The 25,741-nt window shown below is 61.2% G+C and carries 24 protein-coding genes; 14 read left to right on the top strand and 10 right to left on the bottom strand.

Annotation, left to right across the window (positions count from 1 at the left end; translation table 11 throughout):
- The first annotated feature begins 309 nt into the window (after positions 1 to 309).
- The 8 genes from AC2CQI_RS14060 to AC2CQI_RS14025 all read left to right on the top strand — a co-directional run bounded on the left by AC2CQI_RS14060 (position 310) and on the right by AC2CQI_RS14025 (position 9,444).
- Positions 310 to 501: a type II toxin-antitoxin system RelB/DinJ family antitoxin gene (locus tag AC2CQI_RS14060; RefSeq protein ID WP_484580490.1), complete on the top strand. Its 192-nt coding sequence runs from the start codon at positions 310 to 312 to the stop codon at positions 499 to 501.
- 48 nt (positions 502 to 549) lie between these two features.
- Positions 550 to 1,470 (top strand): ABC-three component system protein, encoded by a 921-nt coding sequence (locus AC2CQI_RS14055; protein WP_484580489.1) that lies wholly within the window; start codon positions 550 to 552, stop codon positions 1,468 to 1,470.
- Positions 1,467 to 1,715 (top strand): ABC-three component system middle component 6, encoded by a 249-nt coding sequence (locus AC2CQI_RS14050; protein WP_028622341.1) that lies wholly within the window; start codon positions 1,467 to 1,469, stop codon positions 1,713 to 1,715. Before AC2CQI_RS14055 ends, AC2CQI_RS14050 begins: the two co-directional genes overlap by 4 nt.
- A complete protein-coding gene (locus AC2CQI_RS14045; protein WP_484580488.1) occupies positions 1,712 to 3,433 on the top strand; it encodes an ABC-three component system protein in 1,722 nt (573 codons plus the stop codon). Before AC2CQI_RS14050 ends, AC2CQI_RS14045 begins: the two co-directional genes overlap by 4 nt.
- Positions 3,434 to 3,513: 80 nt before the next feature.
- Complete coding sequence (locus AC2CQI_RS14040) at positions 3,514 to 4,776, top strand: hypothetical protein (protein WP_484580487.1); 1,263 nt, start codon at positions 3,514 to 3,516, stop codon at positions 4,774 to 4,776.
- A complete protein-coding gene (locus AC2CQI_RS14035) occupies positions 4,773 to 5,819 on the top strand; it encodes a hypothetical protein (protein WP_484580486.1) in 1,047 nt (348 codons plus the stop codon). The genes AC2CQI_RS14040 and AC2CQI_RS14035 overlap by 4 nt, the downstream gene beginning before the upstream one ends.
- Positions 5,820 to 5,890: 71 nt before the next feature.
- On the top strand, positions 5,891 to 7,672 hold the full coding sequence (locus tag AC2CQI_RS14030) for an ATP-dependent nuclease (RefSeq protein ID WP_484580485.1): 1,782 nt from the start codon (positions 5,891 to 5,893) through the stop codon (positions 7,670 to 7,672).
- A complete protein-coding gene (locus AC2CQI_RS14025) occupies positions 7,669 to 9,444 on the top strand; it encodes a UvrD-helicase domain-containing protein (protein ID WP_484580484.1) in 1,776 nt (591 codons plus the stop codon). Before AC2CQI_RS14030 ends, AC2CQI_RS14025 begins: the two co-directional genes overlap by 4 nt.
- 100 nt (positions 9,445 to 9,544) lie before the next feature.
- On the opposite strand, the gene AC2CQI_RS14020 is transcribed toward AC2CQI_RS14025, so the two are convergent.
- The 3 genes from AC2CQI_RS14020 to AC2CQI_RS14010 all read right to left on the bottom strand — a co-directional run bounded on the left by AC2CQI_RS14020 (position 9,545) and on the right by AC2CQI_RS14010 (position 12,256).
- Positions 9,545 to 10,612, bottom strand: coding sequence for a PDDEXK nuclease domain-containing protein (locus AC2CQI_RS14020; protein WP_484580483.1), 1,068 nt, complete (start codon positions 10,610 to 10,612; stop codon positions 9,545 to 9,547).
- The gene (locus tag AC2CQI_RS14015; RefSeq protein ID WP_484580482.1) at positions 10,609 to 11,811 is read right to left on the bottom strand and encodes a tyrosine-type recombinase/integrase; all 1,203 of its coding nucleotides are present in this window, start codon (positions 11,809 to 11,811) and stop codon (positions 10,609 to 10,611) included. The genes AC2CQI_RS14020 and AC2CQI_RS14015 overlap by 4 nt, the downstream gene beginning before the upstream one ends.
- A gap of 235 nt (positions 11,812 to 12,046) precedes the next feature.
- The gene (locus AC2CQI_RS14010) at positions 12,047 to 12,256 is read right to left on the bottom strand and encodes a cold-shock protein (protein ID WP_028943495.1); all 210 of its coding nucleotides are present in this window, start codon (positions 12,254 to 12,256) and stop codon (positions 12,047 to 12,049) included.
- Positions 12,257 to 12,593: 337 nt separating this feature from the next.
- Here AC2CQI_RS14010 and dcd point away from each other — a divergent pair, with 337 nt between their 5' ends.
- Positions 12,594 to 13,160 (top strand): dCTP deaminase, encoded by a 567-nt coding sequence (dcd, locus tag AC2CQI_RS14005; RefSeq protein ID WP_042122772.1) that lies wholly within the window; start codon positions 12,594 to 12,596, stop codon positions 13,158 to 13,160.
- A gap of 72 nt (positions 13,161 to 13,232) precedes the next feature.
- Positions 13,233 to 13,457 carry a hypothetical protein gene (locus AC2CQI_RS14000; protein WP_075801303.1) on the top strand — a complete coding sequence of 75 codons (225 nt, stop codon included), beginning with the start codon at positions 13,233 to 13,235 and terminating at the stop codon, positions 13,455 to 13,457.
- A gap of 2 nt (positions 13,458 to 13,459) precedes the next feature.
- Here AC2CQI_RS14000 and pdeM read toward each other — a convergent pair whose 3' ends face one another.
- From pdeM to AC2CQI_RS13965, 7 genes are all read right to left on the bottom strand, one after another.
- Positions 13,460 to 14,119, bottom strand: coding sequence for a ligase-associated DNA damage response endonuclease PdeM (gene pdeM, locus AC2CQI_RS13995; protein ID WP_484580481.1), 660 nt, complete (start codon positions 14,117 to 14,119; stop codon positions 13,460 to 13,462).
- The gene (locus AC2CQI_RS13990) at positions 14,103 to 16,568 is read right to left on the bottom strand and encodes a ligase-associated DNA damage response DEXH box helicase (RefSeq protein WP_484580480.1); all 2,466 of its coding nucleotides are present in this window, start codon (positions 16,566 to 16,568) and stop codon (positions 14,103 to 14,105) included. The genes pdeM and AC2CQI_RS13990 overlap by 17 nt, the downstream gene beginning before the upstream one ends.
- 54 nt (positions 16,569 to 16,622) lie before the next feature.
- The gene (locus AC2CQI_RS13985) at positions 16,623 to 17,387 is read right to left on the bottom strand and encodes an ABC transporter ATP-binding protein (RefSeq protein ID WP_075801300.1); all 765 of its coding nucleotides are present in this window, start codon (positions 17,385 to 17,387) and stop codon (positions 16,623 to 16,625) included.
- Positions 17,388 to 17,397: 10 nt separating this feature from the next.
- Complete coding sequence (locus tag AC2CQI_RS13980) at positions 17,398 to 18,513, bottom strand: succinylglutamate desuccinylase/aspartoacylase family protein (RefSeq protein WP_075801299.1); 1,116 nt, start codon at positions 18,511 to 18,513, stop codon at positions 17,398 to 17,400.
- Positions 18,514 to 18,525: 12 nt separating this feature from the next.
- Entirely contained in the window at positions 18,526 to 19,236 is a 711-nt protein-coding gene (locus tag AC2CQI_RS13975) for an ABC transporter permease (RefSeq protein WP_075801298.1), read from the bottom strand.
- Positions 19,233 to 19,961 (bottom strand): ABC transporter permease, encoded by a 729-nt coding sequence (locus AC2CQI_RS13970; RefSeq protein ID WP_484580479.1) that lies wholly within the window; start codon positions 19,959 to 19,961, stop codon positions 19,233 to 19,235. Before AC2CQI_RS13970 ends, AC2CQI_RS13975 begins: the two co-directional genes overlap by 4 nt.
- Positions 19,962 to 20,025: 64 nt before the next feature.
- Positions 20,026 to 20,808, bottom strand: coding sequence for a transporter substrate-binding domain-containing protein (locus tag AC2CQI_RS13965; RefSeq protein ID WP_484580478.1), 783 nt, complete (start codon positions 20,806 to 20,808; stop codon positions 20,026 to 20,028).
- 346 nt (positions 20,809 to 21,154) lie between these two features.
- Here AC2CQI_RS13965 and AC2CQI_RS13960 point away from each other — a divergent pair, with 346 nt between their 5' ends.
- The 4 genes from AC2CQI_RS13960 to AC2CQI_RS13945 all read left to right on the top strand — a co-directional run bounded on the left by AC2CQI_RS13960 (position 21,155) and on the right by AC2CQI_RS13945 (position 25,725).
- The gene (locus AC2CQI_RS13960) at positions 21,155 to 21,817 is read left to right on the top strand and encodes a LuxR C-terminal-related transcriptional regulator (protein WP_484580477.1); all 663 of its coding nucleotides are present in this window, start codon (positions 21,155 to 21,157) and stop codon (positions 21,815 to 21,817) included.
- Positions 21,818 to 22,187: 370 nt separating this feature from the next.
- Positions 22,188 to 23,618: an NAD(P)/FAD-dependent oxidoreductase gene (locus AC2CQI_RS13955; RefSeq protein WP_484580476.1), complete on the top strand. Its 1,431-nt coding sequence runs from the start codon at positions 22,188 to 22,190 to the stop codon at positions 23,616 to 23,618.
- Positions 23,615 to 24,460 carry a N5-glutamine methyltransferase family protein gene (locus AC2CQI_RS13950; RefSeq protein ID WP_484580475.1) on the top strand — a complete coding sequence of 282 codons (846 nt, stop codon included), beginning with the start codon at positions 23,615 to 23,617 and terminating at the stop codon, positions 24,458 to 24,460. Before AC2CQI_RS13955 ends, AC2CQI_RS13950 begins: the two co-directional genes overlap by 4 nt.
- Positions 24,457 to 25,725 (top strand): aminotransferase class I/II-fold pyridoxal phosphate-dependent enzyme, encoded by a 1,269-nt coding sequence (locus tag AC2CQI_RS13945; RefSeq protein ID WP_484580474.1) that lies wholly within the window; start codon positions 24,457 to 24,459, stop codon positions 25,723 to 25,725. The genes AC2CQI_RS13950 and AC2CQI_RS13945 overlap by 4 nt, the downstream gene beginning before the upstream one ends.
- Positions 25,726 to 25,741: the final 16 nt, after the last annotated feature.

Here is a 25,741-nt window from a genome sequence, read left to right as displayed (position 1 = left end):
CGGCCTTTGCGGCTTCGGTATTGCCGCGCCGGCGCAGCTGGGGCGGCGGACTTTGCGGGGGCGCCAAGCGCAGCGCGGCGGGGATAGCCCGTAGGGCTTTCCCCTGGAGTGCAGGCGGCAGCGCGCAGGCGCACAGGGCCGTAGGCGTCAGGGATCAAAGCCGGATGGCCGCGACGCGGCACGTGGCGCGGGGCGTAGCCCGCGAGCCCAACGGCGGCACGCCGGGACGCCCAACCTCTCTTGTCAATATGTAAATGACATTGAGGCGCAAATGAGGCACAATGTAGCTACAAAATGCTTGAGGCAGTTATGGCAACCAGTGACGTTGTTCGCGCCCGGATTGACGGGCATATCAAAGAGGAAGCCACAAACGTGCTGGCCGGGATGGGCTTGTCCGTGTCGGATGCCATCCGGATACTGCTGACGCGAATTGCGGCTGATAAGGCGCTCCCTTTTGATGTGAACCGGGGGCAGCAGCAGACGAATACCAAGAAGCAATGAGGCATCGCCTGAAAATAATTAAAAACACTAAATCACGGGCTTGAACCCATGGATCGCTTACAGCAGCTTAATTACGAAAAGGATTTCCGCATCGCCTTCTTGGAATCCAAAGGGGACGGTTTTCAACGTCTGTTCGAGAAGCTGATGTCTAAAGCCCATCCCAATGATTTCATGGCATGCCGCCCGTGGGGCAATGTTGGCGATCGGAAGAATGATGGGTATCTGCCCTCGGCGCGCATCCTCTACCAGAGTTACGCTCCCAATGAATTGACCGCCGTCGAAGCGATCAAGAAGATCAACGAGGATTTCGACGGCGCCAAAGAGCACTGGGAGAAATATTTCGATGAGTGGACCTTTGTCCACAATGCGCAGGATGGCCGTTTGGGCCCTCACATCATCGAAGCGCTGGCGAAACTTGGGCAGGACAACCCAAAGATCAAAATCGGCCACTGCGGCTATGAGGAGATGCTGGCTAAGTTTCGCCAGTTGAGCTTGCAGGATCTCGAATCCTGGTTCGGCCCATCGCTGACGATGGAAGCGAATGTCAATTTGGGGTTTGGCGACTTGGTGGCCGTCCTCACCCACATCAGCATCACTCCCGTGCCCACGGCCAGCGAAGTGAAAGATGTATCGCGCGGCAAGATCGAGGCAAACCTGCTGTCTCAGGCCGTCGCCGACTTTTTGAAGATCGGTATGCAGAAGTCAACGCTCGTGGCGCAGTTCTTCAATAACTGGAAGAACCCGACCTACGGCGAGCAGATCGCGCAGGCGTTCAAAAGTGAATACGTGACGCTGCGAGACCAAGTTCCAGCACTGCACCCCGATGAGATATTCGGCCGGCTCGAAACGTGGGCTGGGGGCACTGCTAACACCACGCCGACACATAAGGCGGCAGTGCTGGCTGTCATGGCATATCTGTTCGACAAATGCGAGATTTTTGAAGACGCTCAAGCGGTGGGGGCTGCATGATTCTGCCCTCCAAGCATCTGCAACAGGATCGAGCACTGTTGACCGTCGGCGCCCATGTTTTGACCTACCTTGTGCGACCAAAGACCGTCTCTGCGTTGTGGGAGGAACTGAACAAGCATGAAGCAGGCGTAGCCACAATGCCCCGGAAAATTACCTATGACTGGTTCTTGCTCGCGCTCGACCTTCTGTACGCCATGGGGACAATTGAACTCGAAAGCGGCCTCGTGGCACGGAGGGCGCCTTGATTCATCACCTTTTCAGCACGCTACCCAGCTTCAAGAGCCTTGAAGACCTGAAACCAGGTCTGAATGTCTTGCTTGCTCAGAAAACCGAGGGTGCAAGCAGCAAGCAGACACGCAATCGTGCGGGAAAAACCAGCTTCGTAGAGCTTGTGCATTTCCTGCTCGGCGCCGACGCTGGTCCTGAATCAATCTTCCGAACCCAGGAACTGGTTGAACACTCCTTCGGCATGGACTTCGATCTGAAGTCGGAGCGCACCGTTGTTGAGCGGAGCGGTGGCACCAAAGCAAAAATCTTTGTGACTGCCCCGCCTGCGGCGAAGGTCAAGTTTTCGGCTACCGAGTGGTGCGCATTCCTCGGCGAGCAGATGTTTGGTTTGAGCAGCCTGGAAGCTGCCGGCAGCAAGCCGCCGTCGTTCCGTTCGCTGTTCGCCTACTTCGCACGCCGGCAAGCGAGTGGCGCCTTCATGACGCCGGAAAAGCAGGCCACGATGCAGGGCACCGGCGACATGCAAATGGCGCTCATGTTCCTGCTCGGATTGGACTGGCAGATTGCGCGCGATTGGCAGGCTGTTCGCGATCGGGAGAAGACGCTGGAAGAGCTGAAGAAGGCGGCGGGGAATGGTGCGTTCGGCTCGATCATCGGCAAGGCAGCCGACTTGCGCACTGAGCTGACGCTGCGAGAGGCACGTCTTAAGAAGCTGCATGCAGAAGTCGAGACGTTTCATGTCCTGCCTGAATACCGTGAGTTGGAAGTCGAAAGCGCCGCACTGACCCGCCAGCTCAATGAGTTGGCCAACGCCAACACCATCGACTTTTCAGCGATCCGGGATCTGGAAAGCGCGCTAGCGTCCGAGGTTCCTCCTGATCTTGAAGACTTGCAGGCCGTCTATGAAGAAGCGGGCGTTGTGCTTCCCGGCCTGGTGAAGCGTCGCTATGAAGACGTGAAGAGTTTTCACGAGTCGGTTGTCCGCAATCGCAAGGACTACCTTTCCAGTGAACTCGAAGCTGCAAAGCTGCGTATTGAACTGCGCGATGTCAAAAAGGCGCAGTTCGACCAACGGCGTGGCGAAGTGCTGGGCATCCTGAAGAGCCACGGTGCGCTGGAACAGTTCCTCAAACTGCAAGGAGAACTAGGCCGCCTGGAGTCCGAAGTGGAATCGCTTCGGCAACGCTTTGAAGCGGCCGAACAGCTTGAAGGCACGAAGAACGAATTGGAGATCGAGCGCAATCGCCTCACCATCCGCTTGCGGCGTGACTTCGCAGAGCAGAAGGATCGACTAGCAGAAGCCATCGTCGCCTTTGAGGAGACTTCGCAGCGTTTGTACGAATCGGCCGGCAGTATGACGGTGGACGAAACATCCAACGGGCCGATGTTCAAGTTTCCGATGCAGGGGCAACGTAGCAAGGGCATCAAGAATATGCAGATCTTCTGCTTCGACATGATGCTCATGCGCCTGTGCGCCAAGCGTCAAATGGGGCCTGGATTCCTGATTCATGACAGCCATCTGTTTGACGGTGTCGATGGACGCCAGGTCATCAGCGCGTTGCGTCTTGGCTCGGAGATTGCGCAGGAGCTTGGCTTCCAGTACATCGTGACGATGAATGAAGACGATGCCTTCAAGGAGACCATTGAAGGCTTCGACCTTAACGATTACGTGCTGCCTAAGCGCCTGACCGACGCTACTGAAGACGGGGGGCTGTTCGGAATTCGATTTGGATGACTTAGAAATACAAGGTCAACTAGATTTGGAGGCCATCGGCACTCCGCTAGCAGCAAGATTTTTTCTTACAGGAGGGATAAATGGACAAGAAGACCAAGGGATCATGGTTGATTCATCACACCAATAAACTCCAGGGAATAACGAATCAGGCCGGTTACGATAAGACCTTTCTCGCGGGTAAGGCTGGCATTTTGCTTTCTGCAATCTCGTCAAACAACCACGCAACCCTCAATAACGATCGCTTGAACGTTCTGGCGCAAGCGGCGAACATCAATACGACTTTCGAGCTTCCAAAACTCATCGAAGTTCTGAAACAGCAGCAACTGGTCGACACCGCGAACGGTGGCGTTGCTGTTCTTGGCGTTACCACAGCGAAAACCCTTCAACACACGTCAGATATATTCGATGCCCTCGCGCCTGGCGCATCCGAGGTCGCTTCGATTGCGCTTGCGGAGAAGGCTTCCGTCGAGCCCGTGCTGTCCGACCATGTCTCCACAGAATTGGCCGACTTTTATAAGCTGGCAAAGCCCGATATTCAGCGCCTGATGTCTGATGCTGAACAAATTGGATTCGTGGATGCTGAAGACCTCGGCGCCGGGCAAAGATTGTTATTTAACGGAAATCTCTTCCGTCGTGAAACGACCCGAAAAATAAAAGCGGTCCTCGATTCGCTTTCATCCGCAGAGCAGACAAAACTCAATGAGTTAACTGATACGCTGAAGAAACGTGCCTGCGTCAGCACGGACTACGCGACACAACTTCTCGGCGAGCCACTTTTCAAAAAGGTGGCGGCCATTGGGTTGTTTGATATCAGTGTTGTCAGCAACTCGACCGAGGATGCTGGGTTCCTGACGCTGCCATCCGCATTCTCGAAGTACAGCAACTCAATGGTCGATGACGCATTTGATCTGGCTAAGGCATTTGTCAGTTCCGTGACCTATGGGATGACGAAGAGCAGCTATGCCAGGGGGCAGATTCAGATGGTTGATGCGCTACTGAGCGCACTGGTTCGAGGTGAAAGCGTGGGACCGGTAAATGCCATTGCGCAAGACTACAAAGTTCTGGAATTAAAGGGTGTCGTCGAAGTCAAGCATGGCACAAAAAAGGGCCGCAGCGGCCCGATGCTGAAGTTGCTGAAAACGGAAGTTGGTGAACTTGCACTGCAGGCCATCAGGCAAGGCGATGTCAGCGAACATTCTCTCAATTCACTGCCGACGGCGGCAGTCACCATATTCAACGGCCCTGAACACAATCGTGAGAAAGTTCGGCGAGCACAAATCAAGGCAAGCCCGAAGGCCACCAATGACATGCTTTCTATCCTTCGCACAGGAGGAGGCATATGACCAAGGGACAGCAAGTTTTGCTTAAAGGCCCCCGGATGGAGGAGTTGCTGCGAAGCTATTTCCTCAAAGCCGGCTACTACGTGGTGCGAGGAGTTCCGTTTATCTATGAGGGCTTTGACATCACCGATATTGATCTGTGGCTCTACAGTCGTACGTCATCCGTGTCACGTGAAATAACCCTGGTGGATGCCAAAAACAAAAAGACGCCACAAGCTATAGAGCGGATATTCTGGGTGCAAGGGCTTCGCATTGCGACCAAAGCCACCAACGCGGTGGTCGCGACCACGGAGAAGCGTCAGGAAGTAAAAGATTTTGGTCGAGATTTGGGAATCCTTGTTCTCGATGGCACCTTTCTGAGCAAGCTAGATAAGGCAGATGACCCCAATGCGTTGAGGTTTTCCGACGAAGAATTCTTCTCAAAAATTGATGAATATTCTCTAAGCAAGTTGGATGGTGACTGGCGTGGTCGCATAGTTAATTCCAAAAGCTTGCTGGCGAAATCACTTTCGTTTGACAGTTGCAATGAATGGCTTATGCAGGGCAAGTTCTTTGCGGAGCAAGCGATAACGAAAAACAATCAGCGCGAGGTTGCTTTGCGCTGCCTGTATATGGTTTGTTCGTTCATTGCGGTCGCAGTTGACTTTTGCATGAAGGAGATTTCGTTCCATGAGCAATCGGAACGCGGTGTGCTCATCAAGGACGGATTCACCTATGGCTCGAAAGGTAGTGCAGGTCTCAAAAAGATATTGAATGTCTCTATGGGACTGATCGAGCAGCACGCCAGCGATGGTGCGGCGACAGCCAGGCAAGTCCGATCCAGCATTGAGCGCCAATTGGCCGATCTCAACACGGCCGTCCTCGGCGAGTTTTTTGCAAAGCATGATGTCGCCAGAACGCTCTTCGTTGTAGCGAAAGAGTTCGAACAATTAGCGATGAGCCGGGACTTTTCTTCCGACGCGACGGCTACGCCTGAGCTCCGTAGCATGCTCTATTGCCTCCTTGACTACTGGGAGGTCGATCGAGTTATGTTTTCAAGCGTTTAAAGGATAGTTAGGACAGACCCGATGACGGTTGGTCGCCAACTGCTAGGGAGAAAAAGCACTTAAAAATTAGTATGGACTTCAGAGTCGGCAAGGGAGGCTTGATGTATTTGGGCGGTATAAAAATTTCGCGATTTCGGTCTTGCGACAATGTGACTGTCAGCCTCCGGCCTGATCTGACGGTCTTGGTCGGTGAGAACAATGGTGGAAAATCAAACGTCGTAGATGCGATTCGGTTGCTCACCTTGCCGTTGAGCGGACGCCGGGAGCGGTATCCGGAGGATGAAGATGTACGACGCCACGCGACAGTCCCGAACTTTCAGATCGAGGGTGTTTTCCGAGACCTCAGCGACACACTGAAAGGACTGCTGATCTCGGCGGTCCCTGATCCCACCAAGAACGAAGCCGTCTTCGGCTATCGGTATGAGGCACGGTCCGAGCGCGCGCCGCGTGGCAAGACCACTGTTTGGGCCGGGCGCTTCGACGCCAACGAACCTGAGGCTGGCTCCTCTGAACTGATCCGGCATGTCTATCTGCCTCCTTTACGCGATGCGCATCAAGCGCTTGGCACAGGTAGCGGTACACGGGTCATGGCGCTACTGCGCAACTTCCTGCCAAAGGATCAAGAACAAGATTTTCTCGCTGGCGTCAGGCGCGCGGATGATCGGCCTGAGATCTTGACAACGATGAACACGGAGATTGGTACCGCCCTAGGTTTGCTGACCAATGGGGTCCGTCCGCAAACAGCAGCTCTGGACTTTGGTGCCGAATCCCTACTTGATGTCGCCCGCGATTTGAGGTTTCGTCTGGCCGATTCCGGTCTAGTGCCCGAAGACATCCGGGCGTCTGGTCTGGGCTACTCCAATCTGCTCTACATGGCAACGGTGGTCGTCGAATTGGCCAAAGCCAAGGAAGCCGACCTCACGATTTTTCTCGTTGAAGAACCCGAAGCACATCTGCACCCGCAGTTGCAGGTGCTGGTGCTCGAATTCCTGTTGGATCAAGCACGCCAATCGGCTAGTCGCGCCATCGAGCCTGGCAAGCCGGAAGGCCGCATCCAGATCGTTGTGACTACCCATTCGCCGAACCTAACAGCATGGGTTTCTCCGATGCATCTAGTGGTCATGCGTTCGCGTCGTCGCGACCAAAACGGGGTGGCGGTATCAGAATCGGTCAGTGTGCCCATTGCTGATATCGGGCTCAAGCCAAAGACTCTGGATAAGATCAGCCGCTATCTGGATGTGACGCGCTCCGCGCTGCTGTTCGGCAACAGGGCAATCCTAGTGGAAGGAATCGCGGAAGCACTACTGTTGCCCGTGTTGGCGCAAAAGCTTGTTCTCGTCGGTGATGCCGATGGATGGCTCCGGTTCAAGGGCACGGTTATCGTGCCGATCGAAGGCGTAGACTTCCGCCCCTACGTAGAGGTGCTGCTACGGCCGCATGGCGATGCACGCATTGCCGATCGGCTGATTGTGATAACCGACGCGGACCCAACGGTGTTGGGTAATCGGAGGGTTGATCTGGAAAACCTCGCTGCAACGCATGGTGCACCCCAGGCACTGACTGTACTAACCAATCGACACACGTTGGAGCACGAGGTTTTCAGCGCTGGAAACGAAGCCTTTCTAAAGGGCGTGTTTCTTCGTCTGCATCGCAACTCACGGCGTGACTGGGAAGATCGGATCGAGAGAATCCCAGTGCAAGACCGCCCCGATGCGTTTCTTAGACTGATAGAGACGAAGAAAACCCGCAAGGGCGATTTGGCCCAGGCCATGGCTTCACGCATTGCGGCGGGCGAGCCGTTTGTTGTCCCGCCCTATCTCGCAGATGCGATTCGTGGCGCTGCACAAGCATGATTGGCGTTCAGGGTCTAACTGAAGAGCAGGAAGCATTCGCCGCACACGTTGGCGGTGCCTTCGTTCATGCTTGCCCAGGCGCCGGAAAGACCCGCACGATCATTGCTCGTCTAGCAAGGATCGCCGCTACGTTGCCACCACGCCGTGGTGTGGCTGTGCTCTCGTTCACAAACACTGCTGTCGATGAGTTTCGCGAACGCTGCCAGGAGGCAGGGCTAGACCCTCTCTTGAAGCATCCTAGTTTCATGGGAACGCTTGATGCTTTCGTCAGGCGTTTCGTGGTGCTGCCAAGTTGCACTGCAACATGCACGACGCGACCAATCATCATCGATAGTTGGGACACTCTTGGCATCGAGATCCGCTTATCTGGACAGTTCGCCTTTCGTGGTGATCCGGTAAGCCTGGATCTCTTCGACCCGGAAACCAATGTCATTGATCCAGCAAAGATCGGGCACGCTGGATTGCAAAATCATGTACGCCAGCATCAAGCTCGATATCAGCAAGCTGCGGCACTCCGCCGACGTGGCTTGCTACAGGCAGGCTATTTGAGTGCCGGCGATGCCCGCGTTCAAACACTGCGGTTGATTCGTGACCCAGTGCATGGCGGAGCGCTAGTCCGCGCACTGGCGGCACGTTTCCACGAAGTTATGGTAGACGAAGGCCAGGATTGCAATCCGCTTGATCTGCAGATTCTTTCGTGGCTCAGAGCACATGGCGTGCATGTCACATTTGTGTGTGACCCTGACCAGGCGATCTACGAATTCCGCAACGGCAATCCTGCAGGTATTCAGGGGTTTAAGGAAACGTTCCCCGTTGAATCGCATCGTAGGTTAACGGGCAATTTTCGTAGCAGCCCTGCGATCTGTCAGTTGGCGGCCACGCTTAGGAACGCTGGCCAGGTGGACCAGGCTCTCGGCGAAACAGCGAATATTGAACACCCAATTTTGCTTCTGACATATGGTGGTCGAGGCCCAACAGCGACGATCGGTCAGGCTTTCCTTGATCGGGTTGCTGAACTTGGCTTGGATTCAACGGACGCGATTATCTTGGCGCATTCGGGCAAGGTCGCGCGACGGGCTGCTGGCACGGCTCCTCACGATTCGAACGGGACCTCACGGATCGAGTCGCTTGCTCGCAAAGTCGCGGAGTTCTGGTCACCAGCCGCGACGGCGAGATCAAGAGAGGCTGTGATTCAAGTCGTGGAGACGGTTCTACTGGATCTCATGGGGCTACGGCAACCAAACGAGCATTTGTTGAGAACCACCGAACGCCTCGGCATAGATCGTCGAGCACATCGAAGATGTGTGCTGAGTTTCCTAATTAGCCTTCCCAAAGAGTGCGGAAATACTGACGCCGATCGGCTCGCCTGGATAGCCAGTGTGCATGCGGAGACAGAACGACTGAACCTTCCGCTGCCGGCTGGTGTTACTGTGCGCAATTTTTTTCGTCGACCAACCAGCGCGCAATGGTCGAACCATCTTCAAGTGCCAATCGCTCTTGGCCTTGCATGTGCCAAGATCCACGAGGCTAAAGGCCGTGAATACGGTGCAGTGTGTGTCGTGATTCCACCCAACCGCGCTCCTGAAAACCGGAGTGAAGCACTGTTCGAGTCGTGGGAAGCACGCGCCGACGCAGAGGCCAAACGCGTGCTATACGTGGGGTTGACGCGTGCTCAGCATCTCGGAGCACTTGCAGTGCCAGTCGCCTTCGCCAATCGTTGCGTTGCGGTACTGACCGCAGGTCAAGTACCACACACAAGAAGAGACTTATAAAGCTCGGCAGAGTGCCATATCGATCATGATAGGGGGAATTCCTGCACCGATCAGCGCGAGTGTTTCATACATATTGAGCCTGATCGACTTGCGATCTAAATCATCTCTTAGCTATGTCGTCACGCTTTTCAATTTGCAGTCGGGCACGTGCGGTTGCTTGCTGTAGCCGCTCTGACAGCATTTCGCGTGGAGGCAAGCTCGTCAGGTATTCGGCAACGTGGATACCTGACTTATCCAGTTCCAGTAGCTCGATCTGTTCGCGCTTTTTACCAGTGCACAGGATGATCCCCAACGGCGAGGCTTCTTCCGCCTCGCGTTCGTGCTTGTCCAGCCAGCGAAGGTAAAGCTCCATCTGCCCTTTATAGGCCGCTTTGAAGTCACCGACCTTCAACTCCACCGCCACTAACCGCCGCAGCTTGCGGTTGTAGAACAGCAGATCAAGGTGGAAATCGTCATCGTCAATCGGGATTCGCTTCTGTCGGGCCACGAAGCTGAACCCCGCTCCCAACTCCAGTAAGAAGGCTTCCATTTCACGGATGATCGCCGCCTCCAAGTCGCCTTCCTGCCAAGTGTCCCGCAGCCCCAGGAAGTCGAGAATGTACGGATCGCGCATGACGAGTGCGGGCGACATACGTTGTGCATCGCGCATCGTCGCCAGTTCCTGCGCGATCGTCTCGCCCGGCTTCTTGGACAGCGCTGTACGCTCGTACAGCATCGAGTCGATGCGCTCGCGCAGTGTCCGCACGCTCCAGCGTTCGGCGCTGGCCATCTGCGCGTAGTAGTCCCGCTGGAGCGGGTCTTTTAGCGGAATCAAGGCGATGAAATGAGTCCAGCTCAATTGTCGTTTCAGTGATACGACAATCTGTTCGTCGGGGAACGTGGCGGCGAATTGCACCATTCGGCGCAGGTTTTTCATCGAAAAACTGCTGCCGTACTCCTTCACCAACTGCGTCGCCAAGGTCAGCACGACCTCCTCGCCGTAGTCGGCCCGCCGGCCCTCCAAAACCTGTGTGTGGATGCGCTGACCGATGCGCCAGTAGAGCATCGTCAGTTCGCTATTCACTGCCGATGCGGCGCGCTGCCGCGCCGCATCGATCAGCACGCGAATGTCGCCCAACAGCAACACCGGGGCTGCGGGCGAAGGTGCGGATACCTTGCGGCTGGTCATGCTGTTGCCTCCACTGGTGGTTGCTTGGCACGGGTGATCGTCTTGCGCCGTTTCGCCACCAGTTCGGCAGCCTCGCGCACCGGATCGTCCTCGGTATGGACATAGCGCATGAACATCACGACAGTCTTGTGCGCCGTCAGCGCCATACCGACCTTGACCGGGATACCTGAATTGGCAATGTCGGTCGCAGAGCGATGGCGAATGCCATGCGTCCCTACGTGCGTCGCCCCCGCTGCCTTGAGAGCGCGGCACCAGCCACCGTAATACTCGCCCGTGGTTAGGTGCTGCCCCGGATGGCCTGGCGACGGCAGCACATAGGGATTGCCTTCCTGCCTCGGTGTCGTTGAAAGCAGCCGATAGGCTTCCTCGCTCATGGGCTTGGACATGCCACCGGTCTTGCTGTCTGGCCAGACGACGCGCCGATGCTCCAGATCGACCCATTCCCATTCAAGCGTGACGATTTCGGAGCGGCGGGCGGCGAACTCGAATTGCAGGCGAATCGCCAGCGGGATGACGTAGTTTTCAAGCCCTTCGGCTTCGATCATGTCGAGCCGCCGGAACAACTTGCCCATGTCCTCGTCGCTGATGAGGTGGGTGGACTTGCCGGCAGGGAACATCGGGACGTGGCGGCAAGGATTGGTGCCGTCTGGCCGATAGCCCCACACCTCCGCCATGTTGAACATCTTACGCAGGATGCTGAACGCCTTGTTTGCCTCGGTCTGCTTGTATGAAAGCTTCTCCATCAGCCCGGCAACGTCCGGACGCTTCACGTCGTGAACTTTCTTGCGGCCCAGCAGCGGGATGATGCAGCGGTCGATGACCCCTTGATAGCCGACTCGGGTGCTGGGTTTGTTGCGCTTTTTTGAGTAGTCCTCCATGAACTTCTTGCACAACTCCTCAACGCTGGGCGCCTGGCGTGCCTCGGCCTTGTCCGCTGCCGGATCGCCGCCTCGGCGAACCTGGGCCAGCCATTCCTGCGCCAGCGAGCGGGCCTGTTCGACGGTCAGCTCGCCGAACAGGCCCAAGGCCGGCTTGCGGCGCTCGCCGGCGTTCGTTCGGTACTGGAGCATGAACACCTTGCGACCTGCCGGCGTAATCTTGCAGAGGAAGCCGGGAACGAGGGTGTCGCGCAGCTCGATGGCTTGCGCTTGGGGTTGTGCCGCATCGACTGCGGACTTGGTGATCTTGGTCTTAGCCATGATGACTCCTCGGAAAGACCCGATTCCCAGGAGCCTCGTAGGAGTCAGCAGAAGGGAAGCCGGGTCAAGTTTCAGAAAGCACCGGCATATGTTGAACTCGCCTAAGTCCTTGATAAACCTGCTGTAGCGGGTTGCGGCGTAGTCCAGCGAAATGCGGTGCTGGAGTCATCCTGAAATAAAAAAACCCGCCGTGAGGCGGGTTTTTTTGAACGCTATGTAAGCGAATCAGCAGAAGTTAGATAACTTCGACTTCTTCAGCTTGCATGCCTTTCTGACCGCGGGTAGCGATGAAAGAAACCTGTTGGCCTTCTTTCAGGCTCTTGAAGCCGTCAGCCTTGATGGCTTTGAAGTGTACGAACAGGTCGTCACCGGATTGTGGGGTGATGAAGCCGAAGCCTTTCTCATCGTTGAACCACTTAACGGTACCGGTTTGGCGATTGGACATGGTCTGTCTCCTTGGACAAAGTAGTTAACGGCTCAGGAAACGCCCTGGCCGGGACTGAGTGCAAAAAGACAGAAAATTCATGGATGGGCGATCGAAATCTTGCATCAAGTAGAGATTCTCAGTGACAACGTGCAGCACAGTGGCGGCACCTTAACCCTTTTTCCCCAACGTGCCAATGGTCTCGTGGGGCTTTTGCACAAATCATGACTGACGGCGCCGTTCGTGGCCTGCAGGGCTCCGTCCGGCAAATGGATGCAGGCTAAATCTTTGAAGCGGGCGCTCGTCCCGGTAAGATGCGCGTCACCTTTTTCACCCCGCTATTTCAGGAACCCCCGCCATGAGCATCAAATCGGACAAGTGGATTCGCCGCATGGCGCAGGAACACGGCATGATCGAACCGTTCGTCGAGCGCCAGGTGCGCAACGACGGCAATGACAAGCTGATCTCCTTCGGTGTCTCCAGCTATGGCTACGACGTGCGCTGCGCCGACGAATTCAAGGTGTTCACCAACATCAATTCGGCCACCGTCGATCCCAAGAACTTCGATGCCGGCAGCTTCGTCGACGTCAAGAGCGACGTGTGCATCATCCCGCCGAACTCCTTCGCCCTGGCCCGTACCGTCGAGTACTTCCGCATTCCGCGCAACGTCCTGACCATCTGCCTGGGCAAGAGCACCTACGCGCGTTGCGGCATCATCGTCAACGTCACCCCGCTGGAACCGGAGTGGGAAGGTCACGTGACCCTGGAATTCTCCAACACCACCACGCTGCCGGCGAAGATCTACGCCAATGAAGGCGTGGCACAGATGCTCTTCCTCGAATCCGATGAAGAATGCGAAGTGTCCTACAAGGATCGTGGCGGCAAGTACCAGGGCCAGCGCGGCGTCACCCTGCCGCGCACCTGATCCGACGAGCTGGGGGAATTCCCCCGGCGTTTGGCACTCCAAGAGATTGAAACCTCTCGTCAGGAGCAGCCGATGAAACTGGACCCCACCATCAGCGCCAAGCTTGCCATCCTGCAGCCCAACCAGATCGGGCTGCTGGCGTGGTCGTTGCTGGCCCATCCTCCGCTGCATGCCGGTGGTGTACCCGGGCAGCCGGATCCGGACACTCCGCAACCGCCTCAGCCGGGTGAAAACCCGCCGATGGAGCCCGGTGAACCCACCCTTCCCGATGAACCACCACCTGCTCCGGTAGCCTGAGTTCAGGGCGCCAGCGGCCAGACCTGGCCGTCGCCCGCCAAGTACAGGCGCGCTGGCGCATCAGGCTTCACCTCCCAGCCCCCGGTAAACTCGCCGAAGGCCGGCAGCAGGCTGACCTGCTCGTCGATCACGAAGCACGGCAGGCGTAGCCGTTGCCGCGCCCGACCGCGCAGCACGCAGACCGGGTGTACATGCCCGGCCAGCACCGGCCGTGACGGATGCACCTGGGGCTCGTGCTGCAGGGCGAAGGGGTCCATGACCCAGGGCTCGTCGAGCACCTCGATACCCAGTTGCGCCGGAGGATCACCCGCATGGCGGTCGTGATTGCCGCGAATCAGGCGGACATGCACCCCCGCATGACGTTCGCGCCAGGCCGTGAGCAAGGCCAGGGTCGCCGGTGCGCGCCCTGAACGGGCGTGAATGAAATCTCCCAGGACCATCATCTGTTCGCACGGATAAGCCCCCAGCAGGCTGTCCAGCCGCTCCAGGGTCGCTGCCGTGGTGCCGCGCGGCACTGGCTGGTGGAGCGCGCGATAGCTGGCCGCCTTGCCGATATGCACGTCCGCCACCAGCAACGCCTTGCGCGCGGGCCAGTACAGGGCGCGGTCCGCCAGCAGCCACAGGCGTTCCCCGCAGAGTTCGATCTCAACGTGAGCGGGCACGGCGCGGCCTCCCGTCGGCAACCTGTTCCAGATCGGCGACCATCCGCGCGATGCGGTCCGCCAGCTTTTCCGTGCTCAGGGTCTCGCGCATGCCCTCGACCACCAGGGCGAACGCCAGCGGGCCCGGGCGGCGCAGGTCGTGCAGGTCGAGGCGCAGCGCATTCATCTTCAGCAACTGGCGCTGCAGGCGCTCGATCTCCAGTTCCTCGCGCAGCACCTCGTCCCGGGCCTGGCCCAGCAGCAGATTGTCCGCGTCATGGCGACGGAATACCTCGAAGAACAATCCGCTGGAGGCCTGGATCTGTCGGGTACTTTTTTGTGCCGCCGGATAGCCGCCAAACACCAGCCCGGAAATCTGTGCGATCTCGCGAAAGCGCCGTTGGGCCATTTCCCCGGCGTTGAGGCTGGCGAGCACGTCCTCCAGAAGGTTGTCCGGGCTCAGCGCTTCCGGCAGCAGGGCAGCCCAGTCCACCGCCGTGGGTGTCAGCAATTCGAAACCGTAGTCGTTGACCGCAATGGATGCGCTCAGCGGCCGCACCCGGCTGGCCCGCCAGGCGATCAGGCTGGCCAGGCCGAGGTTGGCCATGCGCCCGGCGAACGGATAGAGAAACAGATGCCAGCCCTGGCGCGAATGCCAGGTCTCGGCCAGCAGGCTGGCTTGGGTGGGCAACGCCGACCACTCGGCCTGCACGTCCAGCAGTGGCCGCACCGCGCGCATTTCCGGGCCGTCGAAGCGCCCGTGGGCCGCGGCATCCAGTTGCGCCACCAGGGCGTCCGCCAGCTCGCTGGAAAGCGGCATGCGCCCGCCATTCCAGCGCGCCAGCGCGGCTTTGCGCGAGGTGCTGCGGCGCACATAGGCGGTCATGTTCTCCACCCGCACCAGTTCCAGCACCCGGCCGGCGAAAACGAAAGCATCGTCCGGACGCAGCCGGGCGATAAAGGCCTCCTCGACGCTGCCCAGGTTGGCGCCACCACCGCCCTTGCTCCAGAACTTCAACTGGATGCTGGCATCGCTGACGATGGTGCCGATGCCCATGCGGTGGCGGCGGGCCAGACGTTCGCTGACCACCCGCCAGACGCCATCCTCGCCCGGCTCGACCCGCTGGTAATCGGGGTAGGCGGTCAGCGAGCTGCCACCATGCCGGACGAAATCCAGCGTCCATTGCCACTGGCTGTCGCGCAGATCGCGGAACGCCCAGGTGCTGCGGACTTCCGCCAGCAGTTCTTCGGGTCGAAAGCCCGCCCCCAACGCCATGCTGACCAGATGCTGGACCAGCACATCCAGGCACAGCCGGGGCGACTGCCTTGCCTCGATCTGCCCGGCTGCCAGGGCCTGACGCGCTGCCGCCGCTTCCACCAGCTCCAGGCTATGGGTCGGCACCAGGGTGATCCGCGAGGCCCGCCCTGGCGCGTGTCCGGAGCGTCCGGCCCGCTGCATCAGGCGCGCCACGCCCTTGGCCGAGCCGATCTGCAGCACCCGCTCCACCGGCAGGAAATCCACCCCGAGATCGAGGCTGGACGTACAGACCACGGCCTTCAGCCCGCCGTCCTTGAGACTGCGCTCGACCCAGTCCCGGGTACTGCGGGCCAGCGAAGCATGGTGCAGGGCGATCAACCCGGCCCACTCCGGGCGTATTTCCAGCAAACCCTGGTACCAGCGCTCGGCCTGGGCCCGGGTATTGGTGAAGACCAGGCAGCTGTGACAGGCATCGATCTCGCCGGCGACCTGCTCCAGTTGGCTCAGGCCCATGTGCCCGGCCCAGGGGAAGCGCTCGATGGCCCTGGGCAGCAGGCAATCCACCAGCAGCTTCTTGTCCTGTTTGCCTTCGATCAGCCGGCCGCCCTCGGGCAGCAGCACCTCCAGGGCATGAGGGAGATTGCCCAGGGTCGCCGACAGCCCCCAGACCACCAGCCCGGGATTCCACCGGCGCAAGCGCGCCAGGGCCAATTGCAACTGCACGCCGCGTTTGTTGCCGAGCAACTCGTGCCATTCGTCGACCACCACCATGCGCAGGCTGGCGAAGTCGTTGTGCGCCGAAGCGCGGGTCAGCAGCAGGGTCAGGCTTTCCGGAGTGGTGATCAGGGTCGAGGGCAGGCGCCGGGCCTGGCGGGCGCGTTCGGCGCTGCTGGTGTCGCCGCTGCGCACGCCGACGGTCCAGGGCAGTTGCAGGTCGTCCACCGGCGCTTGCAAGGCTCTCGCCGTATCGGCAGCGAGGGCACGCATGGGCGTGATCCACAGCACCTGCAAGGGCGCAGGCTGCGCCCCCTGGCTGGCGAAGGCGCGCAGGGCGGCGAGCCACACCGCATAGGTCTTGCCTGCGCCGGTACTGGCGTGGAGCAGGCCGGATTCGCCACGCCCCACCGCCGCCCAGACCTGACGCTGGAAGGCGAACGGCGTCCAGCCACGGGGGGCGAACCAGGCATCGGCGAGGTTGGGAGAGGCGGGCATGGGCGGCTCGGCAAGGGCTGTGTCTCTACAGACCGCCGGCCGCCCGGGTTGGTTTTATTTCAGATTGCCGCGCAGGAATTGTTGCAGGCGTTCGCTTTTCGGCTGGCCGAGCACGTCCGCCGGCGTACCTTGCTCCTCCACCAGCCCCTGGTGCAGGAACATCACCTGGCTCGACACCTGGCGGGCAAAGGCCATTTCGTGGGTGACCATGATCATGGTCCGGCCTTCCTCGGCCAGGCCCTGGATCACCTTCAGCACTTCGCCCACCAGTTCCGGGTCGAGGGCCGAGGTCGGTTCGTCGAACAGCAGCACTTCCGGCTCCATCGCCAGGGCCCGGGCGATGGCCACCCGCTGTTGCTGGCCGCCGGAGAGGAAGGCCGGATACTGCTCGGCCACCCGTGGCGCCAGGCCGACCTTGTCCAGGTAGCGCCGCGCCCGTTCCTCGGCTTCCTGCTTGCTGATCCCCAGCACCCGGCGCGGGGCCATGCAGATGTTTTCCAGCACGCTGAGGTGGCTCCACAGGTTGAAATGCTGGAACACCATGGCCAGCCGGGTGCGCAGGCGTTGCAGCTCGTCGGCGTCGGCCACGTGCATGCCGTGGCGGTCGTGGACCATGCGGATGTCCTTGCCATCCAGGGTCATGCGCCCGTCGTCGGGCTGTTCGAGGAAGTTGATGCAGCGCAGGAAGGTGCTCTTGCCCGAGCCGCTGGCGCCGATCAGGCTGATCACGTCGCCGGTCTTCGCCTTCAGGGACACGCCCTTGAGCACCTTGTGCTCGCCGTAACTCTTGTGCAGGTCTTCGATGGTCAGTTTGTACACACGCAATTCCTCAAGGCGACAGCAGGTAGCCGCTACGGTAGGCCTCGCGGCCGGCGACATGGGCGATGACCATCCCGGCGGTTGCCATGCGCCGCAGTGAGCGGGCATAGAGCAAACCGGCCTGGACATTGCGCACCGGGGTGACCCGGTCGTTGAGCGGGTCGATCACCTCGGCCACCAGTTGCCCGGCTTCCAGGTACTGGCCTGGAGTGACATGGAACACCAGCAGGCCGCCCATCGGCGTGGCGACCGGCTCCACGGCGGCCAGTGGCGTGGCCGGGTAGAGCAGCGGAGGCAGCGGCGCCGGCTCGCCTTCGATGGCGCCGAAGCGGGTCAGGTACTGGATGATCGCCTCGCAGTCGGCCTCGGCCAGCGGGTGGCTGACATCGCCCTGGCCGCGCAATTCGACGGTCACCGAGAAGCTGCCCATGGGGATCGGGAACTGCTTGCCGAAGCGCTGTTGCAACTGCCACCAGACCAGGGTGAAGCACTCGTCGAACGACTGCCCGCCGGAGTCGGTGGCCAGCAGGCTGGCCTGCACCCCGAGGTAGCGTGACAGCGGTTCGACCTGGGCCCAGGCTTCCGGCGTGGTGTAGAGGTGCTCGACCGCCTCGAAGTCGCAATGCAGGTCGAGGACCATGTCGGCGTCGCAGGCCAGGCGTTGCAGGGTCAGGCGCTGGGATTGCAGCGGGGTATTGGCCGGGTGGGCGTCGAGGCCACGGCGCAGGTACTCGCGGATCAGCGCCAGGTTGTGCTGCGGGTCCTGGCGCAGGTGGCCTTCGATCTGGTCACCGATCTGGTCGCTGAGGTCGACGAAGCGGCGGTTGAAGTTCTCGCCGCTCTGCAGCTCGTAGCGGCCCAGGGGCACGTCCATCAGCACCTGCTCCAGGCCCACCGGATTGGCCACCGGCACCAGGACGATCTCCTTGCGCAGCAGGCCGCGGGTTTCGAGGTCGGCCAGGCGCTGTTTCAGGTGCCAGGCCACCAGCATGCCGGGCAGTTCGTCGGCATGCAGCGAGGCCTGGATATAGATCTTGCCGCCGGCCCGCGGGCCGAAGTGGAAGCTGTGGATCTGCCGGGCGATACCGGGCACCGGGGCCAGCAGGTCATGGGTCTTGTGGTGCATTGCAAGTCAGTCCTAGTGAGCGGGGCCGAGGAACGCCAGCCAGCGCCGTTCGGCGAGGCGGAACAGGCCGACCAGGGTAAAGGTGATGCACAGGTAGATCAGCGCCGCGATGCCGAACGACTGGAAGGTCATGAAGGTCGCCGAGTTGGCGTCCCGGGCGACCTTGAGGATATCCGGCACCGTGGCGGTAAAGGCCACCGTGGTCGAGTGCAGCATCAGGATCACCTCGTTGCTGTAGAACGGCAGCGAGCGGCGCAGCGCCGACGGCATGATGATGTAAGCATAGAGTTTCCAGCCGTGCAGGCCATAGGCGCGGGCCGCCTCGATTTCACCGTGGTGCATGCTGCGGATCGCCCCGGCGAAGATCTCCGTGGTGTAGGCGCAGGTGTTCAGGGCGAAGGCGAGGATGGTGCAGTTCATCGCATCGCGGAAGAACGCATCCAGCAGCGGTTGCTCGCGCACTGCGGCGATGCTGTAGATCCCGGTGTAGCAGATCAGCAACTGGATATACAGCGGCGTGCCGCGGAACAGGTAGGTGTAGAACTGCACCGGCCAGCGCACCCAGAGCTTGCGCGAGACCCGGGCGATGGACAGCGGGATGGAAACGAGGAAGCCGATCAGCAGCGAGGCGCTAAGCAGCCACATCGTCATCGCCAGCCCGGTGATATGCGTGCCGTCGGTGTAGAGGAAGGCCCGCCAGTATTCCTGGAGCAGTTCGATCATCGCAGCGCCTCCCGGGTGCCGACGTTATAGCGCCGTTCCAGCCAGCGCAGGACCAGGTTCGAGGTGCTGGTGATGGCCAGGCAGATCAGCGCCGCGACCACCAGGAAGAAGAACAGTTGGTAGCTGCTCTTGCCAGCGTCCTGGGCGGCCTTGACCAGGTCGGCAAGGCCGATGATCGAGACCAGAGCGGTGGCCTTGAGCATGACCATCCAGTTGTTCCCGATGCCCGGCAGGGCGAAGCGCATCATCTGCGGGAAGACCACGAAGCGAAAGCGCTGCATGCGCTTGAGGCCATAGGCCGTGGCGGCTTCCACCTGGCCCCGGGGGACGGCAAGGATGGCGCCGCGGAAGGTCTCGGTGAAATAGGCGCCGTAGATGAAACCGAGGGTGATGACCCCGGCGGCGAACGGGTCGATCTCGATGTATTCCCATTCCATGTAGTCGGTGAGGCTGGTGAGCCAGGTTTGCAGGCTGTAGAAGATCAGCAGCATCAGCACCAGGTCCGGCACGCCGCGGATCAGCGTGGTGTAGAGCTGGGCCGGCAGGCGCAGCATGCGGATCGGCGAGAGCTTGGCGCTGGCGCCGACCAGGCCGATGGCGACCGCCACCAGCAGGGACATGAACGCCAGTTGCACGGTCATCAGGGTGCCTTGCCAGAGCAGCGGGCCGAAGCCCCGCAGGCTGAAAGCGGAAAGCCCGAGCAGGGCGAGGAATTGGTCGAGCATGGAGGCGAACCCCGAGGCAGAAATAAAAATGCCCGCCCTTGTGAGGCGGGCACTGTTTCAACGGTTATTTACCGCTGTAGAGGTTCAGCTCACCGAAGTGTTTCTTCTGGATTTCGGCGTAGGTGCCGTCGTCGTGTAACGCTTTGATACCTTTGTTCAGGAGTTCCTTCAGCTCGGTGTTACCTTTGCGGATGCCGATGGCGGTCTTGGACGGCAGCAGTTCGCTGTCGACCGGCTGGCTCACCTCATAGCCGGCGCCTTTTTCGGACTTGAGGAAGCCCAGTTCGGCTTGCAGCATGTCCTGGATCGAGGCATCGAGGCGGCCGGACAGCAGGTCGGCGTAGACCTGGTCCTGGTTCTGGTAGGCCACGGTCTTGACCCCGGCCTTGTCCAGCACGGCCTTGGCGTAGGCCTCCTGGATGGTGCCTTGCTCGTAGCCGACGCTCTTGCCCTTGAGCGAGGCAGGGTCGGCGCTCAGGCCGGAACCTTTCTTGTAGACCAGCGAGGTTGGGCCGCTGAACAGCTCTTCGGAGAAGTCGATGGCCTTCTGCCGGGCCGGAGTGACGGTCATTGACGAGATCACACCGTCGAACTTGTTGGCCTTCAGGCCCGGGATCATGCCGTCGAAATCGCTCTCGACCCATTTGCAGGTGACCTTGAGTTCCTTGCAGATCGCGTTGCCCAGGTCGATATCGAAGCCCACCAGGCTACCATCGGCGGCCTTGGACTCGAAGGGTGCATAGGAAGGATCGACGCCGAAGCGCAGCTCTTTGTATTCCTTGGCGAAGGTACTGCCGGCAGCCAGACACAGAGCAACAGCGGAAAGCGTCAGCCATGCTTTTTTCATCGTGGAGTCCTTGTGAAGCGGCGGATATGAGGTATGGCCGTGCACCGTTACCGGTCGCGGCCCGACATCACAGTGATAGCAATTTCCGCACCATCGTTCCAAAAGTGCTGTGTGGGTGGGGGGTGGGGGATTCGGGGGATGAAGGGTGGTGCCCTGTTTTGGCGCTGGGGGTGGGGCGGGGGGCTGTTTGTCGGTGCAGGGGGGCTGAGTGCTATGGTGCTGCTGATGGCCTCATCGCTGGCAAGCCAGCTCCCACAAGGTCTGCGGTGCACGCGATCCCTGTGGGAGCTGGCTTGCCAGCGATGAGGCCCTTGAGAGCACTACATCAAGGACAGGACCCCCGCCAATGAGGCCCACCCCCGACTTCATGCACTGGTGGCTCGAAGCCAATGCCCGCTTCGACGACTGCCACACCCCGGACGAACTGTTCGAGGACACCTCGCGCCTGACCCGTGCCCTGGGTTTCCAGCGCTTTGCCTGGGGCCGGCGCCGCGCCGTGCCGTTCAGCCAGGCCCGCGCGCAGTTCACCGGCACTTATCCCGCCGCCTGGCTGGCCGACCAGGACCAGTTTCCGCCCCCCGGCCTGCTGCTCTGGGACGACAAGGCCGACGCCCCCGGCAGCCTGCGCGACATCGGCTTCGCCAGCGGTGCCACCTTCACCCAGCGCTGCCGCGACAGCGGCTGGCAGATGCTCTGCGTCGCCCGGCAAAAAGGCCCGCTCAAGTCCGCCGAACTGCTCCCCCTGAAGCTGCACCTGCGCAGCCTGCTGGAGCTGCTAGACGAGCACCTCGAACGGGTCGAAGGCCGCGCCGCTGCCATCCCGCTCAGCGACCGGGAAACCGAGATCCTGCGCTGGATCGCCGACGGCAAATGCTCCAAGGGCATCGCCGCCATCCTCGACCTCTCCGAGCACACGGTGAACTTCCATATCAAGAGCATCCTGCGCAAGTTCGACTCGCCGAACCGGGTCCAGGCGGCAGCGCAGGCGGCCGCATTGGGGCTGATCTGAGGTCGCCATTGGTCGTCCGGCAACCGCTCATGCAGACGCTTGTTTAAAACGAGCGCGCCTGTGCAAAACGCCTGTTCGACGCGATGAAAAAGTGAGCTGTCTCCCGTCGGGACGCCATCGGGCGGGACGTTTCCTACACGAATTTACCTGCCTGTTCCGGTAGTTGTCCCTGTGCAGCCGTCCCCCTACTGTCGTCACCGTGCTGTCGAGCGGTGGAATAACGCGAAAGGACAATCCCACCCTTTGTCCGCGTTGTTCTCCCTGGACATTCGGACGGGTTCGAGACAAGCCGGCAGCTTGTCTCCTGGCGCTGCACTCCTACAGCGCCAGCCGTCCTGTTTTTTCGGTTTCGCAATCGCGGGAGACAACCATGATCCACGACGTCATCGTGGTCGGCAGCGGTGCTGTCGGCGCGTCCATCGCATTCGAGCTGGCCAGCCGCGGACTCAGCGTCTGCCGGGTCGGAGAAACCGCCCGCCGCAATGCCGCCTCCCGCGCCGCCGGGGCGATGAACGGCTGTTTCGGCGAAGTCACCCGCGGCCTCCTGGCCAGTGAATACGGGCGCCTGAAACTGGCCATGGACATCCAGGCCAAGGGGCTCTGGGCCCACTGGAACGAACGCCTGGCCCGGGCCAGTGGCAACGCCGCAGGCTTGCTCAGCGCCTGCGGCACCCATGTAATCCTCAACTCCGCCGGCATGGCCGAGATCGACAGCGTCAACTACGCCGCGATCGAACAGGCGCTGCGCGACTACCAGACCTTCTACACCCCGGTGGCCCCCGGCGAGCTGGAGTGGATCAAGGCCAACGACCTGGTGCGGCCGATGCAGGCCCTGCTGATCCCCGACGAAAACGCCATCGATGCGCCGTTGCTCCTGGAAAAGCTCGACGCGGCGCTGCTCGGTTGTGGCGGCGAGATCATCGATTGCAATGCCCGTGCAGTCCTCAGCGAAGGCTGGAGCGCCACCGGCGTGGCCCTGCAGGACGGTCGCCATCTGCCCGCCCGGCACGTGGTGGTGGCCGCAGGCGTGCACTCGCTGGACCTGTTCGACGGTCTGGAGGAAATCCGCCGGCATATCCCGCCGCTGTTCGCCGGCTACGGGGTATCGATCCTCCTGCGCCTGCGCCCGGGACAGTTGCCACCACAAACGGTGATCCGCACGCCCAATCGCGCCTTCGCCTGCGGCCTGCACTGCGTGCCCCGGGGCGACGACCTGCTGTACATCGGCGCGACCAATATCCTCGCCGAACAGCCGCGCAGCCATGCCCAGGTCTCCGATGTGCAGTTCCTCCTCGACTGCGCCGTCGACCAGCTCAACCTCGACCTGCATGACGCCTCGATCATCGATATCCAGGTCGGCAACCGCCCGGTCACGGCCGACGGTTTCCCACTGATCGGCGCCTGTGACTACGACGGCCTGTGGCTGGTCACCGGCACCTACCGCGACGGCCTGCACCAGTCGCCGCTGCTGGCGACCTGGATCGCCGACCGCATCGAGGGCCTCGACAACAGCCTCGACCTGTCCTGCTTCACCCCGATCCGCGAGCCCCTGGCCGGGCTGCCCCGGGACGAGACGGTGGCGGAAACCGTGCGGCAGATGTTCGCCACCGGCTACGAATACCGCTGGAACATCAAGCCCTACTGGATGCCCCTGCTGGACCAGGGCATGAGCGAAAACTACACGCGCCTGATCACCTCGCTGCACCCGCGTTTCACGCCGCCGCCGGAACTGGTGGCCTTCTCCTGGCTGTATCGCTCGATGTACGAGCGCCTGGCGGCCTACTACGAGGCCTGGTCATGATTCTTTGCGCTTTCGAGCACCATCAGGCCCTGGCCCTGCGCGAGTTGAGCGAGGCCGGGCTGTGGGACCCGCAAGGCGATCTGCGGGCCATCACCGACAAACACTTCAATCCCGACCGGGCCCTCGATGCCCGGCGCCTGGATGCCTTTCGCGACGATATCGCCGAACGCTGCGCACGGATTCCCCTGGGCCATATCCTCGGCTACGCCGATTTCGGCGGACAGCGCCTGCTGGTCGGCAGCGGCACCTTCGTGCCACGCCGGCAGAGCCTGGCCATGGTCCGCTGGATCGAGCGCAACCTGGCCCTGACCGGCGACTCCACGGTCTACGACCTGTGCGCCGGTGTCGGTGCCATCGGCCTGGCGATCTGGGCCGCGACCGGCGCGCGGACCGTCTGCGTCGACAGCGACAGCACCGCCCGGGCCTACCAGCAGCGCAATATCCGCCGCCTCGATGCCCAGCGTGAAGTCAGCGTGCTGGCGGCCGACATCACCCGCCCCGAGACCCTCGCGGCCGCCCGTGGCGGGGTCGATGTGGTGGTCAGTAATCCGCCTTATGTGCCACCGGGCACCGAGCTGCTGCCGGAGTGGGGCGATCACCATCCACCGGGGGCCATCTATGCCCGCAAGCAGGGGGCCGAACTGGTCGTCGCCAGCACCGTCTGCGCCGCCGGCATGCTGCGCCCGGGCGGGGCGCTGCTGATCGAGCACGGCGAGGGCCTGTCGGAAAAGGTCGCCGCCACCCTTGAGCGGCACGGCTTCGAATCGATCCACCTGTGTCAGGACGACGATTTCAGCGACGCAACGGGACCTTCCGTTTTCACCGTAGGGAGAGCGCCATGAACGACCATGCACGGATGCCCGCAGGCACCGACGACAACTGGATGAACATCCGCCGCCAGCGCACCAGCGATGCCCTCGATGGCGCGACGGCAGAAGGCCTGACTGGCTTCGAGGTGGTCGCCCGCAACGGCAAGCAACTGACCCTGGTGGATGGCAGCGTCTGCACCGAGTTCGTTTCCTGTTCCTATCTCGGCCTGGAGAATCATCCGGCCCTGGTGCTGGCAGCCCAGGTGGCCCTGGAGCGATTCGGCGTGCACCTGTCCGCCAGCCGTGCGGCCATGAGCCCGCTGTACCTGCGCCAGCTAGAGCAACTGCTCGGCGATATCTACGGGGGATGCAGCGTTACCGTGTTCAGCTCCACCAGCAACGCCCACCTGGGCGTGCTGCCGTTGCTCGGCAGTGGCGGCATGGACGGCTACCCGACCCGCGAGCGCGGGGTGATGTGGTTGGTGGACCGTACCGCCCACGCCTCGATGCAGGTCTTGCGCGGGGTGCTTGCCCAATTCGGTCCGGTACGCCGGGTCGACAGCGCCGACAGCGACGGCCTCGAGGAAGCGCTGGTGCACTGCGAGCGCGAGCGCCTGACCCCGGTGATGCTGATCGACGGGGTCGGCTCGATGTCCGGCCTGCTGCCGGTGGCCGACCTGAGCGAACGCCTGCAGCGCTACAACGGCTACCTGTACGTCGACGATGCCCACGGTATCTCCATCAGCGGCTGCTACGGCGCCGGTTACGCCTTCGAAAACCTCGGCCATCACCTGCCGGCCAACACCCTGATCGCCGGCTCGCTGAGCAAGGCTTTTGGCGGTGCCGGCGGTTTTATCGTGCTCAAGCCCGGGGCCAATGCCGGGCAATTGCGCGCCCTGGCCAATCCGCTGGTGTTCGGCCACAGCATCCCGCTGCCGTTGCAGGCGGCCAATGTCGCGGCCGCGCAGATTCACCTGTCCTCGGACATCCTGACCTTGCAGAAAGCGCTGTGGAGCAACGTGCGGCGCCTCGACGGGCGGGTCGAGCAAACCCTGCTCAATGCCGGCTTGCGAGCGCCGATCCGGGGCGCGCTGTTCGACAACGAACGCCAGGGCACCCTGGCCGCCAGCGCCCTGCGCGCCTCGGGCCTGGTGGTGTTCCCGGTGTTCTACCCGATCGTTGAAAGCGGCCACGCGCTGCTGCGTTGCGCGGTATCGGCGGCGCACAGCGCGGAGCAGATCGATTGCCTGGCGCGCAAGCTCAACCTGCAGATCAGCCGGGCCCCCGGCCTGCGCTGAACGAGGGAGGACACGC

Source organism: Pseudomonas sp. P2S-1 (genome assembly GCF_057197725.1).
Note: the sequence above shows the minus strand (reverse complement) of the source record. Positions and strands in the feature narration are given on the sequence as shown.